The sequence below is a fragment of the Methylocaldum sp. GT1TLB genome (assembly GCF_051027445.1).
Taxonomy (GTDB): Bacteria; Pseudomonadota; Gammaproteobacteria; order Methylococcales; family Methylococcaceae; genus Methylocaldum.
Genome location: NZ_CP194898.1, coordinates 1,360,584 through 1,374,521, shown reverse-complemented (window position 1 = coordinate 1,374,521; position 13,938 = coordinate 1,360,584). Strand labels below are relative to the sequence as shown.

Below are 13,938 nucleotides of genomic sequence, written 5' to 3'. Positions count from 1 at the left end.
ACCATCAAAAGTCCCATCTTACGCCGCCTTCCAGGGTATGGTTGGTGGCGCCGCTGATGATCAGGCTGGTGTAGTTCACGAATGCCGAAACCGAGTTGGGCATCACAAACTGTGCGCCAAAGCCCACGTTGGCCCAATTGCGTATGGGATCGGGTGTCACGAATGACGTCGCGAACCCGCCGCGCCCGAGGGTGTTCGTGATAGCTTGGCTGCTGTTGCGGTATTCGTGGACCCACTCTCCGAAAATGCGGGGCAGAACCACGCCGTACGGGGTGCTCCAGACGTAGTTGAGCTCGGTTCCCACGGTGGTGGTCACGGAATCCCGATATTGCTTCCCCATGGTGATTCCGACGCCGCTGTCGCTTCGTTCGCGGAACCGGTTGATCTCGGTCGAAATCCCCGCCGCCTGGACGTAAGGGATGACGCTCAAGCCGCCCCAATTGAAGTTATATCCCGCCCCCAATGCAGCGCTGTACTCGTCGCCGGTATAGTTGGCCTTATAGTTCACGCCGAACGACCGGCGTTCCGACCGGTTGTCGTGAAGGGCATAGCCGATGGTCAAGTCGACATAGGCGTTCTCGAAGGGGACGAAGGTCAGGAATGGCGTAAACCGGAAGCTATCGGCCCTAAAAGTGCCTAGCCCCTGAACCAAGTCCGAACTGGTGCTGACATAGTTGAACAGCAGGCCGGTCCGTAGCCAGTCGGTCACCTGGTAATCGGGACCGACGGTTACCGTGCGTCGATTGATGGCGTAGCCGGGCAAAGATTGGCGCGTGTTGACGTCGCCGAAGCTTCCGCCGGCGGAAAAGAACAGTCCTAGGTTGCCCAGCATCAGATACTGGTCGCCGCTCGCCCCGCCGTTCGTGCCCTGAATCTCTTCATCGGCTTTTTGTTGTGCCATGCGCATTCCGCGCATTAGGCTCAGGCCGCGGGCCATTTCGGACGTCGGACGGTTGAACTGGAAATCCACGAAATTCAGCTGGTTGATCTGCTGCGCTGCGGGCAGGGCGCCTTGCGCCGCGCCGAACAGACAGTGATAAATCGCCAGGGCCGAATCGTAGCTGCCGCCCAGTCCGGTGCTGCCGCAGAACAGCGAATCCACCGCGCCGTTGTAGCTCACGCTGTTCCCGGTGATCTGCGAGCGTATGGCATCAAACGAAGAAAACCGGTACAGCGCGCCATTGCTCGGGACGTTTCCCAAATTTGCCGCGAGGGCATCGTAGGTGTTGATGTAGTCGCTCATCGATTGAGCGCTCTCGAAGGAAACGATGGAGCCATCCGGACGGATGAACTGCATGGGCGACAGGCCCACTTCCGGGGCGATTCCCGCACTCTCGGCGAACGACTGGAACGCCTCGACGTCTACCGACCACATGTGCAACTGGTTCAGGCCGGCGGGAGAGAAGACGTCCGCCGTGCCTTCCACCGGCCGCATAACGGGCACATAGCTGGCGAAATCGTAACCGAACTGTTCCTCGGGCGTTGCCGGCACGAACGAAGTCGTCTCCAAGGTCTCCGCTTGCGAGACATTGCCGGCGACCAAGGTGAGCGCGGAGCACATCAGCGCGATCCGACCGCCGGGAAATCTCGATATGGACAGAATCCGGCCGCCATAGCCGGGGCGGCAAAAGTCATTAAGAGCCCGTAACGGCGGACGGATTGGGACGTTGGCAATGCTCACGAGCTTGTGCTCCTCTTATTGGTTTAATTGTTCGATAAGCCCTCCCTGAATGAATGAGATTCCTATGCGCCCGTGGCCGGTGTTGAGCGAACCATGAGCCCCCATCTGGATCTTGAGTCAACCGCAAATTTAAGCACAAAACTTCGTTTCGGGTCTGCCGACGATTTCGGCCGATCTCGGGGAGTTTTCATGAAGTGTCCGGGTCGATATCGGGAAGGGGCGATTCTTTAGGTTGTTGTCCATGGACGATGATGTGACGGACGATTTTGCGACCCGTCAGGGGTTCTATCCGAATCTGGACGCATGGTTATTCGAACCGATCGATCGGTTCCGCCGCGATCTCGGCCTGTGGTTAGATCTGACCGGTTTCGGGCGGGAGGAGACGCCGTTCCGGACAGTGATGTCCGCGCCAGGTCTCACGCTCAGACGCTATGGTCCCGAACCCAATGCCGGGCCGGTCCTGCTGATCGTTCCGGCACCGATCAAGCGCGCCTACATTTGGGACCTGGTGCCCTGGGCCAGCGTGGTCCGGCGCGGACTGGAGAGCGGCCTGTCGGTATATCTGGCGTACTGGGAGCGTCCCGGCCGTATTGGCCAATCCTTCGGTCTGGCCGACTATGCCGACCTTCTGATTCTCGACAGTGTCAGGGCCATCGGAAAAGAACGAGGGAACGGGCCGGTTTTCCTGGCCGGGCATTCGTTGGGGGGAACCTTGGCCACTTTTTTTGCGGCCTTGCATCCGGAGTGCGTCAAAGGATTGATTCTTTTGGGCGCTCCGCTGCATTTCGGGCGGGATGTCGGACTGATCGACCGCTGGATCGCCACGGCTCCGCCGGCGCAATACTTGACCGCGGTCGTTGCCCCCGTGGCCGGTTCGCTGCTTAGCGGGTGCTCGTTCCTCGCGGATCCTTTGACCTTCGGTTGGCGCCGCTTATGGGACGGGTTTCGAAGCCTGGGCGACCCGCAGGCGCAGCGAACCTATCTGGCCGTGGAGCGGTGGGCATGCGACGAAATGCCCATGGCGCCGGCGCTTTTCGAGGAAATCGTCGAGTGGCTGTATCGCGAGGATCGCTTCATGCGGGGGAATCTTTCGATCAACGGCCATGAAGTCGCCCCGCGGCTCGTCGAGGCTCCGGTTCTCAGCGCCGTGGACCCGAACTGCCGTATCGTCCCGCCTCGAGCGGTGTTGCCTTTCCATCGCGCGGTGCGGAGCCGGGATACCGCGGTGCTTTGGTATGGCGGGGACGTCGGCGTCTCGCTCCAGCACGTCGGCATGCTGGTAGGGCAGGAGGCCCACCGCAGCCTGTGGCCGGAAATCATGCGTTGGGTTCATGCCCGCGCGCGCTGATCCCGCTCGGAAGCGAACCGAATGTCGCTGCCTGGTTATCCCTTTACGAACAATTACCTACGGAGTCGGGCGTATATCGGAAAGCGTCAGAGTCGGGTTTAATAAAGTCCACTTCCATGCAGACGGTGCATGTGAGCCCGAAACAAGAAGGTTTCGGTTGGGACTGTGGGATGCTGCGAAGGGACAGCGGAACTCGCCGGGAAAAGCATCCCAATAGTCGACGGACAAGGCTATAACTGGATCGCCAAGGCACGGCTTCTGCGTTCACGGGACGGTGATCGCAACGGACAAGGATGTCCGGATCCAGTTTCCTCTTCTCATGTCGGTTTCCGCCAAGACCGCGGATTGCAGGAATCAGGGCGAAAATCCGGGGAACACCCTACCGCAAGCCTCTGCCCGAGCTTTGATTCAAGACTGCGCCGATGGTTCAGCCTCTCAACCGCATTCATCCGGTTTCGGGGCGATTCCCCTGGATATCAGCAACTCCCGAACGGCGAGCGTAACGGGATAGACTTCCTGGTTTCGATCTCTCCCCAGTTCGTCATAAGCCCGCTGTTCCGCTTCCACCGCCATGCGGTCCTCGGCGAACACCGCTTCCGCAAAATGGCGGAGGAGCGGCCATAGCACATGAATCAAGCCGGGAATCCGGGGTTTCCGGATCATCAGAATGCCGAAGCTTTGATTGGTTTTTTGGTCCGGGTCTTTCGGCACGTAGACGCACCACAAACCGACGCTCGGAAATTCGGAGCCGCGTCCCGCGATCGTGAGCGTTTGGTAGGGATACTCGGTCCGGATGGTCATGACGTCGTATTCCTTTTCCGCGTGGTCGCCGCCGAACGAGAGGAGATCAGACCCTGAATGCCGGCGCCCGCCCAGATGATGGAAGTGATACCTTGCTTCGACCCATCCGTCGCCCCTGGCTGTGCCGAGCAGCTCCGGTCTGATCTTGCCCATCAACCGCCGATGCAGGAATTGATGATTCATATCCATCAGGTTCTCGTGCATGAACGAATAATGACAATCGACCTGCCGGGAAAAGCACATGGGCTTGTAATCGGGGGAATCGCGAAGCGCAATCTCGGGCAGCGGAACCTGGTCCGCCAAATCCGGATGGCCCGGAAACACGAAGATCGCTCCATAGGCCTCTCGGCAGGGATAGGAGCGCACGCCGGGCGGCGGTACGGTATCGGGTCCGGCGTAAGGAATCGCCGAGATCCGCCCGTGTTGGTCATATCGCCAGGCGTGGTATCCGCATTGAAGATGGTCGCCGCAGACAACCCCCAGGCTAAGCGGAAACTGGCGATGGGCGCAGCGGTCTTCCAAGGCGAATATCTTGCCCGATTGGGTCCGGGCGATGGCGATAGGCCGGCCGGCGAATACGGCTCCGAGAACCTTGGCTTTTCCGACTTGATGCGCCCACGCGAGCGGATACCAATAGTCGGGATTGATTCTCACCTTGCGCAGATCCGGTATGGTTTGGGAATTTCTGAGCTGGCTCATCGTGCACCGTGATTCCTTTCAGGATGAACTGGAGCGATCGCTGGCTGTAAAAAGCCCCAACTTTAGGACTGTTTTACGGCCGCTTCGTTCGGGCATTCGGCGGGGCCACTTTCCATGACGGCACGAAACGTTCGAGACGAGCGTAACAGAGTCGGGACATGCCGGCGCCGAGATGTCGACGGTCGCTACCGGCACGATTTTCCGAGGTTTCTCGAATCACGGCAACGGGAACGTACCCGCGGCCTGGTTTTTCTAAGGATTACCGGGCAGTTTGCCCGATGAGGGACGGAGCCGTGGCGATAGACACCTTGCAGCAATTGATCCGGGCGCTCGAAGGGCAGGGCGGCAAGCCGGCGATTGTGGCGTTTCTGAAAAAACGCACCGAAACCTGGTCTTACGGGAAGCTCGCCCGCTCAGTGCAGCGCTTGGGGGCCGGGCTAGTCGAATCGGGATTGCGGCCGGGCGATGCCGTGGGCCTTTTTGCGCCCAATAGTCCGGAATGGGTGGTGGCTTGTCTCGGCTCGATCGAGGCCGGGATCGTGCCGGTTCTGATCGATGCCCAGATGGGCGACGAGGACCTCCGTCACGTGCTGGCCGACAGCGGCATCCGCTGGCTGTTCACGACGCGGGGCCAGTTTCCGCGCCTGGAGCGCCTGGATCTCAAACGCAATCTCGATCCGATCCTGCTGGATGCGGAGCAGGGTGACGAGCTGGATTGGCGGCGCTATTGCTCCGATGCGGAAAAGCCGGGCATTCCGGCCGCACCGGACGACACCGCCGTCCTCTTCTACACCTCCGGGACGACAGGTCCTCCCAAAGGAGTGCCGCTCAGCCATCGGAACCTCGCGAGCAATCTCCAGGCCGTACTCGATCTTCACGTGGTCGGAGAACGAGAACGCTTTCTGTTGCCGCTGCCTCTGCACCACGTCTATCCCTTCACCATAGGCTTGCTGACGCCGCTCGCCGCGGGGGTTCCTTTCATCTTTCCGCTGTCGCTGACGGGGCCCGAACTGTTGCGGGCGCTCAGGGAAGGGAAGGCCACATTCCTGGTGGGGGTTCCGCGGATGTACGAGGCGCTGTTCGGCGCGATCGAAACCCAAGTCCGGCAGCATGGGGCCTTGGCGGACCGGCTGTTTCATGTCGGCCTGGATCTCGCGAGCGCGTTGCGCCGGCATTCGGACCTTACCATCGGCCGCCACCTGTTCCTTTCGCTGCACCGTCAGTTCGCGCCGGATCTGCGCATGATGCTGTGCGGCGGCGCGATGCTCGCGCCGGACCTGGCATTCAAGCTGGTCGGCCTGGGCTTTGACCTGGCCACGGGTTATGGTCTGACCGAAACCTCGCCGGTGCTGACGTTCAACGTGCCCGGCCGGGCCCGTCTCGATACCGCCGGGGCGCCGCTGCCCGGCGTCGAAATCCGCATCGCGGACCCCGAGCCGCCGGCCGAACACGGCGAAGTGCTGGCCAAGGGGCCCAACGTGTTCTCGGGGTATCGAAACCTGCCCGACAAGACCCGGGAGGCGTTCACCCCCGACGGCTTTTTCCGCACCGGCGATCTCGGCTATCTGGAGGACGGATACCTGCGCCTCGTCGGGCGCGCCTCGGAAATGATCGTGCTGGCCGGCGGCGAAAACATCCGCCCCGAGTACGTCGAGGAGATTCTGAGCCAGGGCCCGCACATCAAGGAAGTCGCCGTGCTGGAGAAAAAGGGCCGGCTGGTGGCCCTGATCGTGCCGGCACCGGCCGCGACCCGCGAGGGCGGGGACCTCGAAACGCTGATCCGCAAGGACGTCGAGGCGCAGTCCGGTCGATTGCCCTCGCACAATCGAATCGGCGATTACGTCATCACGCCGGACCCGCTGCCCCGGACGCACCTCGGCAAGCTTAGGCGGCATGAGCTCGACGAAATTTACGAGAAGGCCAAACAGAAGGGAAAGGCGGCGGCCGGGGAGACGGGTCCCTTGCCCTTCGAACGGATGGCGCCCGAAGACCAGCAATTGCTGGAGGCACCGAACGCCCGCCAAATCTGGCAATGGCTGGCCGAGCGCTTTCCCGACGTGCGGCTGATGCCGGATACGAATCTCCAGCTCGATCTGGGCGTGGATTCGCTCGAATGGCTGACGCTGACCCTCGAAATGGGCGCGGCCACCGGGGTCGATCTCGACGAGGAAACCATCAGCCGCGTGCAAACCGTCCGCGATCTGTTGCGGGAAGGCGCCGAAGCGGGCGGCGGCCTGGCGGGCGAAGTCAAGGACCCGTTGGCCCGGCTGTCTCAGCCGGAAGCCTTGGTGGGCGCGGACCAACGCGCCTGGGTCGAGCCGCCGGGAACCTGGTCGAGCGCTCTGGGCGTTCTTTTGTTCGGCTTCGACCGCTGGCTGATGGAACGGGCGTTCGACGTCAAGGCCGAAGGACAGGAGCACCTGCCGAAGAATGGGCCGTTCATTCTGGCGCCGAACCATGTCAGCTATCTCGACCCCATGGCCATTGCCGCGGTCCTGCCCCGTGAACAACTCCCGAGAACCTGTTGGGCGGGTTATACCGGGGTCATGTTTCGGAACGCGTTGATGCGGCAGGCCAGCCGTTCGACCGGCACGCTGCCTGTCGATCCCCGGCGGGGTCCTTTAGCCAGTCTCGCCCTGGCCGTATTGGCGCTCAAGCGGGGCAACAATCTGGTGTGGTTCGCCGAGAGCGGCCGTTCCGAAAGCGGAAAGCTCCGGCCGTTCGAGACCGGGATCGGTCTGCTGCTCCGGGCGGCGCGCGTGCCGGCCGTCCCGGTCTGGATCGGCGGAAGTTACATGGCGCTGCCGGTGGGGAGCTGGGTGCCACGTTTCCGGCCGATCGAGGTGCGCTTCGGTCCGCCGGCGACGGCGGACGAACTGGAGCGGGAGGGCCGGGGCGAGCGTCCGGAGCAGCGCATCGCCGCAGCGCTGCATGACCGCGTCGCGCGGCTGGATTCGGACGCAAGCGCCGGTTGAACGGGACGATGTGTCGTGGCTCGGGATAGGGGAGTCGCGAATGATGCGCTTCACTTCGTTCAGCACATCCTATGAGCTAGGCACTGATGGAAGCGCCGGTTGAATGGGCCGGGATGTTGCGGCTCGGGATAGGAGATCGTAGTTCGGCAATCCCTTGCCGACGAAGCCGATTATCCACCGGCTGACGTCGACAAAGGATTCCCGACCTACTCGGCTCGGCATAGGGCAGTGGAGAAAGGCTTATGGCCAAGGTCATGAACGTGGAGAAGCAGATCTGGGATGTCGAGGGATTCGCGGTGCGTATTCTCCACCTGGACGGGCGGGACGTGCGCGGCGACCGCATGGGCCTGCCGCCGTATCCCTTCGAATCGCCGGCGAAGAACGACCTGAGCGTGGAGAAATGGAAGGCGACGCGTTTCCGCCAGACCTATCCGGGCTTTCAGGTGGAAGTTGTCGATTCGGACGGCGCGGCGGTACACGGCAATACCCGGCTCGGAACCGTCCGCGATACGTATTTGGACGAGGAATGGCCGGCCGTCTCGCCATCGGAAGAACAGGCTCACGCCGATTAGGAGGCAATCATGTTTCTGGAAACGATCAAGTCGGAAGGGCTTTCCCATTTGTCCTATATGCTGGGCGACGAGAGCGCCGGCGTTTGCGCCGTCGTCGACCCGCGTCGGGACATTCAAATCTATTTGGAAATCGCCAAGGACCGCGACGTTCGTATCAGCCATATCCTGGAAACCCATGTCCACGAAGATTTCGTATCGGGCAGCCGGGAGCTCGCGGCGCAGACCGGCGCGACGATTTACGCAGGCGAATCGAACGAACGCACCTTTGACCACGAAGCCGTCAAGGACGGCGACACGATACGGATAGGAAATCTCTCATTGCAGGCGCTTCACACGCCGGGGCATACGCCCGAACATGTGTGTTACCGAGTAAGCGGCGGCAAGGGCGCCGAGGCGCCCTGGGGAGTCTTTACCGGCGATACGCTGTTCTGCGGGGATATCGGCCGTACCGATCTGCTCGGGAAGGAAGAGGCCGACGGAATGACCCGCCGACTCTATCACTCGCTCTTCGATAAGCTCCTCCCGCTGGGCGACGAGTTGACGATCTACCCGGCACACGGCAAAGGATCGCCGTGCGGCGGCAATATCGGCGACCGGCTGATCAGCACGCTGGGTTACGAGCGGCGGCATAATCCCAAGCTTCTAGCCGATAACGAGGACGAGTTCGTGAAGAACCAGCTCGGCTCGCTGCAACCTGCGCCGTTCTATTACGCTCATCTCAAGGACGTGAATACCCACGGGCCTCGGGTGCTGGCCTGCGTGCCGCCGATTCCGATGCTCGAGCCGCACGTGTTCCAAATCGAGATGGGCAAGCCCGACACGGTGGTCCTCGATACCCGCGAAATCGAAGCCTTCGGCGGGGGGCATATCCAGGGTGCATTGAACATCGCCTTGCGCGAGGAGTTTCCGACGTGGGCCGGCTGGACGCTTAGGCCTAACCAGCGGATTTTGTTGGTTCTGGCGGAAGAGGACGATCTCGAAACGGTTCAGCGTCACCTGCTGCGCATCGGATTCGAGAAAATCGATGGCTATCTGGGCAAAGGCATGCGCGGCTGGTTCGAAGCGGGCTTGCCTTTCGATCATATGCCGGAAATGAGCGTACACCAGTTGAAAGGACGGATAGACAGCGGCAGGAGCGATATCCAGGTCCTGGATGTGCGAAGCCCTGCCGAGTGGAACCAGGGCCATATTCCTGGCGCTCTGCATCTCTATGCGCCTTTTTTGCCGGACCATCTCCACTCCTTCGATCGCACCAAACCGATCGTCACTTATTGCGGGAGCGGTTATCGGTCGAGCATCGCGGCGAGTCTGCTGAAACGCGGCGGATTCAAGGAGGTATACAACATTCCGGGAAGCATGAAGGCGTGGAAGGCGGCGGGTTATCGGCTGGAATGAGTATTCTTTTCGGAAACCGGCTAGGCGGCAACAGTTCCGGCGATAACCCGCGGCGGCAAAGGTCGTTGCATTGCTTATCTTTAGGACAGGAACAAATCCGTTATCTCGAGCTAGAGCGTTTTTCACCGCGGTTTAGGGGTGACGATTGAGAAAATTCGTAGGTCGGCAATCCTTTGCCGACACACGGGATCGGTGAGGGGCGTTCTCGGAAGGGTCGCGACAAAAAGCGACCGTTTGCGATTGGGAAAGGATTGCCGACCTACTGCACCTTGAAGGTTCTAATTCAAACCGCCATGCGATTCGATAACATCCGATTCTTGCGCTATGGATTTCCACATACTCACTCGTCGGGACGGGATAATCATCCCGTCCGCAACGTTTGTGAAGGTATATACCCGTATGCGTCAACGCCAATCGAATGGTGCTGGAGCAGTTTGGTTTTCACTTCGCCATAAGCCGAAAAGCGAACGGCGGAGATGATGCCGTCCCATTTAACGCTTCCGGGGTATGCTGGAGAATGAATTGATCCATTGCCATCAGGGCTTGCTGCCTGGCGGCAAGCCCTAAGCCATGGCAGGTTCCGCGGTAGATTTTGGCTGAGAGACTTCCTTGAGCACTTCCGCCGTCTGCTGGGTCGGGGCACGCCGGGCGATATCCGCCTGGGAAACCATTCCGCAGCAGCGCCCGCTTCGATCGGCTACCGGCACACGCCGGATTCGATGTTCTTCCATCACCTTGCAGCAGTCTTCCAGCGAAGTTTCGGGTGTAACCGTGACGCACGGGGTGGACATGCATTCCCGTGCGGTCATGTCCATTGGATTCTTGCCCTGAGCCAAGCTGCGGCAGACGATATCGCGATCGGTGACGACGCCGACCAGCCGCATCGATTCCTCGTTCTCGACGACCGGTATCTCGCCGCAGTCGTGCCGTACCATCAGTCGTGCGATAGCTTCCAAATGGGTGTCCGGGGTACAGCAGACTGGGTTGGGGGTCATGATTTCTCTTACTTCCATGGGGTTTCCCTCCGTTCTCGGATTTTCATCATGCTGACGATCAAGAACCGCCTGCTTGCGGTCCGTAACAGTGGGACAGGGCGAGCCGACGAAGGTTCGGCACGCGTCGGCAGTTTGGGAACGATCGGCTCCTCACGAGTGAAAGGGTCTTGAGGCGCGTCTCCGGCGCCCGACGGCCTCTTCCAATTGCTCGGGCGAGGACGGTTCGGCGCCGTTCGAGCATTCGGCATTCATCGGTGGGTTGAACGGAGCAGACCTGGAACGGGAAGCGGAGCCGAAATGATAATGACGAGGGGGCGTGATCAGCGGATTTCTACCCTGCAATCTTTCGACGAGACCTAGGAGACGGTTAAGTCTGGCGCGGTTTCCCTGGGGATCGAGGTAGATCATGTCGGCTGCATCCAATAAGCGTTGAATCAATTCCGGATGGTGGCACAGGCGATATTTTCTGGTCGCCATCGTTTCCCTCTGATTTCAAGATCTCATTTAAAAAACTGGCACCTAGTCTCTCGGTGCCGTCGATATTCGGAATTTCGGCTAGAAGGAGACCCACTCTGGTCGGAGGGGCTAGGAAAAGTTAAGGAAGCTCTGAACAAGTGGATTCCGTTCATGCCCTTCGACTTGGCTCAGGACAGGCCTGTCGAAGGACTTAATCAGAGCTTCCTTAACCTCTGCGGGGCTCCGACTTTCCGCCGAAGAACACTTGTGTGAGGAAGGTTCCCACGCCGGCATATTCGGGATAGCGACCGCGCCATGGGGGCTGCACCGGATGGTCAACCGTCACTGTCGATCTAGGCGTGAACCAACAGTAACACTTTCAATTTGAAATGAATTTGACATCAGTCACGAAATCTCCGTTTGACCACCGCCATTAGAGGAGATCTACGTAAGAGCTCGCACGTATTTTTTTCGGCCGAAGCTGGGCGCTTAAATAAATCGCACTCGAAAGGGCGGTAAGGAAGCGGCATTCGAGCACAGAAATAGGGATGTCGCGTCGCCCCCCAGGAAGGGATAGGCCGACATCCCGCTCATTCATGTTACGACTGGCAACTGACCCGGCTAGCGGAAAAGCGAAGGGTTAAGGTTTTTATATTTCGATGGCAAAAAAGGCCGTCGGCGCGATGGCGCAGATCGGCCTTTTTTATGCGTTGATCTTTGTCGGCCGGGACAACGGCCGGCTTCCAGGCCGAAGCGGTTTTTAGTACCGGCGTCCACCCCCGAAACCACCGCGACCACCGCCAAAGCCACCGGATCTTTCCTCTCGCGGACGCGCTTCGTTGACGGTCAGACTGCGCCCGTCGACATCTTTGCCGTTCAGGGCGGAAATGGCGGCCTGAGCCTCTTGGTCGTTGCTCATTTCAACGAATCCGAAGCCTTTGGAGCGGCCGGTGTCGCGGTCCATGATGACATTCGCGGAGTCTACCGCGCCGTGCGTGGCGAACATCTCTTCGAGATCGCGGCTGCTCACGGTGTAGCTCAGATTGCCGACGTACAATTTCTTGCTCATAAAAAACTCCTAAAAGGAAAAATAAAAAATCAAAAGGATGGCTGCCGATCCGGTCGATCAGCCGTTAAACGACGCCTTTTGCCGCCGCTTCGCCCACGGGGACGCTCTTCGCTGATACGAAGACAGTTGCCGCGCTGGGCGTACCTTTTCAGGACACTGATCGCGGCGCGGGCCTCGCGGCCCTTGATTTCAACGAGGCCGAAACCGGGGCAGCGGCCGCCGGAAGTGCCCCTTGCCAGTTCCATAGCCCGCACTCGGCGGTGCTGGCCGAATAAACCGGTGAATTCGTTTTCGGTGAACTCGGACGGCGAATCGCCGGCATAGATTCCCTGCATTAATCGGTCTCCTCTCGGTAGCGCTCAGCGAGGTATCAAAGCGCGCGGCGAGGCGGGTTTGCAGTGCGATGGCGCGTATTCGCGCGGGCATTGGGACGCGGCATGGGCTTCGGCGGCGTGCGCGGAACCGCCGGCTCTGTCGTCATGGTCGACTGGATTTCTTCCGGTACCGGGTGGGCGGGCAATCGCCGACCGAGCAGGCGCTCGATGTCCCGCAACTGCGGAGCCTCATCCCTGCATACGAGCGAAACCGCGGCGCCGTCCGCGCCCGCACGGCCGGTGCGGCCAATGCGGTGCACGTAATCCTCGGGAACGTGCGGGAGTTCGTAGTTGACCACATGGGGAAGCTGCTGAATATCCAGGCCGCGGGCCGCGATGTCGGTGGCCACCAGAATCTGCACGCGGTCCGCCTTGAAATCGGCCAGGGCCTGGGTCCTCGCGGACTGGCTCTTGTTGCCGTGAATCACCGCGACGCGAAAACCATCCCGGTCGAGCTGCTCCGCCAACTTGTTGGCGCCGTGCTTGGTTCGAGTGAAGACCAGGGTCTGACCCCAGCGCCCGCTGGTGAGAAGATGAGCGAGCAATACCTGCTTTCCCGTCTTCGGCACGTGATAGATCGACTGACTGACCATCTCGGCCGGCGCATTGCGCGGTGCCACCTCGATGCTCAGAGGCTGATGCAGGAGCCTCGCCGCAAGCGTGCGGATGTCATCGGAGAAAGTTGCGGAAAACAAGAGGTTCTGGCGGACTTTCGGCAGTAATCCCAGGATACGCCTGATGTCATGGATGAACCCCATGTCGAGCATGCGGTCGGCCTCGTCCAGCACGAGATACTCGATTCCGGCGAGGTTTGCGTGTTGCTGAGCTATGAGGTCCAGCAGACGTCCGGGGGTAGCGATCAGAAGATCGACGCCCCGGCGCAGAGCGGCCACCTGCGGCTGAAACCCTACGCCGCCGAAAATTACCGCCGTCCGGATCCCGGTGTATCGGCCATAGATGCGCACGCTTTCGCTGACCTGCGCGGCCAATTCGCGGGTAGGCACCAGAACCAGCGCTCTAGGGGAGCGGTCCGGTCGATGATGGGTTCCGCTGCTTTCCGTCAAACGCTGCAGCAAAGGCAGGGTGAAGGCGGCAGTCTTGCCGGTTCCGGTTTGGGCCGCGGCGAGCAAGTCCCGGCCGTCGAGTACGGCGGGAATCGCCTGGGCTTGAATAGGCGTGGGGGCCGCATAGCCTTGTTCGGCCACGGCGCGCAAAAGGGCCTTGGAAAGCCCCAGAGAAGTAAAAGCCATTATCTTTTTTTCCTGGCTCTGGCCTGCCGCGTGAAACGCACGGCACCGGTTGAGCGTGAGCGATTGGGTTGAGGTGACCACAGGGTCGTCCGAAACGGACGCACCGCGTGCGGTTTGCAGGAGGAGGCGGGATTAACAGGTGCCTCGCGGCATGGACTGAGTGGGAAATTCCGTATCCTCGTGGCGAAGACCGGTCTTCAGCCGCGACAAACTAGCGTCAGGATACGCGCATTCTTCGGAATAACCTAATTAAATTTATTTCGCCCGTCTTCTGGACATTTCTCCGCCGAAAGCGCACTGTTCTAAGACCAAGGACAATTCGT

General features: G+C 60.5%; 11 protein-coding genes. 4 read left to right on the top strand and 7 right to left on the bottom strand.

Annotated features, from left to right (window positions below; all coding sequences use genetic code 11):
* Positions 1–4: 4 nt before the first annotated feature.
* The gene (locus ACR2R1_RS05975) at positions 5–1,681 is read right to left on the bottom strand and encodes an autotransporter outer membrane beta-barrel domain-containing protein (protein WP_434113119.1); all 1,677 of its coding nucleotides are present in this window, start codon (positions 1,679–1,681) and stop codon (positions 5–7) included.
* 241 nt (positions 1,682–1,922) lie between these two features.
* Here ACR2R1_RS05975 and ACR2R1_RS05970 point away from each other — a divergent pair, with 241 nt between their 5' ends.
* On the top strand, positions 1,923–3,029 hold the full coding sequence (locus tag ACR2R1_RS05970) for an alpha/beta fold hydrolase (protein WP_434113117.1): 1,107 nt from the start codon (positions 1,923–1,925) through the stop codon (positions 3,027–3,029).
* A 435-nt stretch (positions 3,030–3,464) separates the two neighbouring features.
* Here ACR2R1_RS05970 and ACR2R1_RS05965 read toward each other — a convergent pair whose 3' ends face one another.
* Entirely contained in the window at positions 3,465–4,529 is a 1,065-nt protein-coding gene (locus tag ACR2R1_RS05965; RefSeq protein WP_434113115.1) for a Rieske 2Fe-2S domain-containing protein, read from the bottom strand.
* A 278-nt stretch (positions 4,530–4,807) separates the two neighbouring features.
* Between ACR2R1_RS05965 and ACR2R1_RS05960 the strand changes: the two genes are divergently transcribed.
* From ACR2R1_RS05960 to ACR2R1_RS05950, 3 genes are all read left to right on the top strand, one after another.
* A complete protein-coding gene (locus ACR2R1_RS05960) occupies positions 4,808–7,504 on the top strand; it encodes an AMP-binding protein (RefSeq protein ID WP_434113113.1) in 2,697 nt (898 codons plus the stop codon).
* Positions 7,505–7,746: 242 nt separating this feature from the next.
* Positions 7,747–8,076, top strand: a complete 330-nt coding sequence (locus ACR2R1_RS05955) for a hypothetical protein (RefSeq protein WP_205780809.1) — start codon at positions 7,747–7,749, stop codon at positions 8,074–8,076.
* A 9-nt stretch (positions 8,077–8,085) separates the two neighbouring features.
* Positions 8,086–9,471 (top strand): MBL fold metallo-hydrolase, encoded by a 1,386-nt coding sequence (locus ACR2R1_RS05950; RefSeq protein WP_434113112.1) that lies wholly within the window; start codon positions 8,086–8,088, stop codon positions 9,469–9,471.
* Between the two features lie 563 nt (positions 9,472–10,034).
* Here ACR2R1_RS05950 and ACR2R1_RS05945 read toward each other — a convergent pair.
* From ACR2R1_RS05945 to ACR2R1_RS05925, 5 genes are all read right to left on the bottom strand, one after another.
* Positions 10,035–10,484: a CBS domain-containing protein gene (locus tag ACR2R1_RS05945; protein ID WP_077731108.1), complete on the bottom strand. Its 450-nt coding sequence runs from the start codon at positions 10,482–10,484 to the stop codon at positions 10,035–10,037.
* A gap of 132 nt (positions 10,485–10,616) precedes the next feature.
* On the bottom strand, positions 10,617–10,943 hold the full coding sequence (locus ACR2R1_RS05940) for a hypothetical protein (RefSeq protein WP_434113110.1): 327 nt from the start codon (positions 10,941–10,943) through the stop codon (positions 10,617–10,619).
* A gap of 739 nt (positions 10,944–11,682) precedes the next feature.
* The gene (locus tag ACR2R1_RS05935; RefSeq protein WP_434113108.1) at positions 11,683–11,991 is read right to left on the bottom strand and encodes an RNA recognition motif domain-containing protein; all 309 of its coding nucleotides are present in this window, start codon (positions 11,989–11,991) and stop codon (positions 11,683–11,685) included.
* A gap of 29 nt (positions 11,992–12,020) precedes the next feature.
* Positions 12,021–12,326: a hypothetical protein gene (locus tag ACR2R1_RS05930; RefSeq protein WP_434113106.1), complete on the bottom strand. Its 306-nt coding sequence runs from the start codon at positions 12,324–12,326 to the stop codon at positions 12,021–12,023.
* 35 nt (positions 12,327–12,361) lie between these two features.
* A complete protein-coding gene (locus ACR2R1_RS05925; protein ID WP_434113104.1) occupies positions 12,362–13,615 on the bottom strand; it encodes a DEAD/DEAH box helicase in 1,254 nt (417 codons plus the stop codon).
* Positions 13,616–13,938: the final 323 nt, after the last annotated feature.

Excerpts from the sequence above, each read along its gene's own strand:
- ACR2R1_RS05925 (WP_434113104.1), bottom strand. The coding sequence starts at position 13,615 with ATGGCTTTTACTTCTCTGGGGCTTTCCAAGGCCCTTTTGCGCGCCGTG.
- ACR2R1_RS05970 (WP_434113117.1), top strand. The coding sequence starts at position 1,923 with ATGGACGATGATGTGACGGACGATTTTGCGACCCGTCAGGGGTTCTAT.
- ACR2R1_RS05950 (WP_434113112.1), top strand. The coding sequence starts at position 8,086 with ATGTTTCTGGAAACGATCAAGTCGGAAGGGCTTTCCCATTTGTCCTAT.
- ACR2R1_RS05945 (WP_077731108.1), bottom strand. The coding sequence starts at position 10,484 with ATGGAAGTAAGAGAAATCATGACCCCCAACCCAGTCTGCTGTACCCCG.
- ACR2R1_RS05960 (WP_434113113.1), top strand. The coding sequence starts at position 4,808 with ATGAGGGACGGAGCCGTGGCGATAGACACCTTGCAGCAATTGATCCGG.
- ACR2R1_RS05930 (WP_434113106.1), bottom strand. The coding sequence starts at position 12,326 with ATGCAGGGAATCTATGCCGGCGATTCGCCGTCCGAGTTCACCGAAAAC.
- ACR2R1_RS05940 (WP_434113110.1), bottom strand. The coding sequence starts at position 10,943 with ATGGCGACCAGAAAATATCGCCTGTGCCACCATCCGGAATTGATTCAA.
- ACR2R1_RS05955 (WP_205780809.1), top strand. The coding sequence starts at position 7,747 with ATGGCCAAGGTCATGAACGTGGAGAAGCAGATCTGGGATGTCGAGGGA.
- ACR2R1_RS05935 (WP_434113108.1), bottom strand. The coding sequence starts at position 11,991 with ATGAGCAAGAAATTGTACGTCGGCAATCTGAGCTACACCGTGAGCAGC.
- ACR2R1_RS05965 (WP_434113115.1), bottom strand. The coding sequence starts at position 4,529 with ATGAGCCAGCTCAGAAATTCCCAAACCATACCGGATCTGCGCAAGGTG.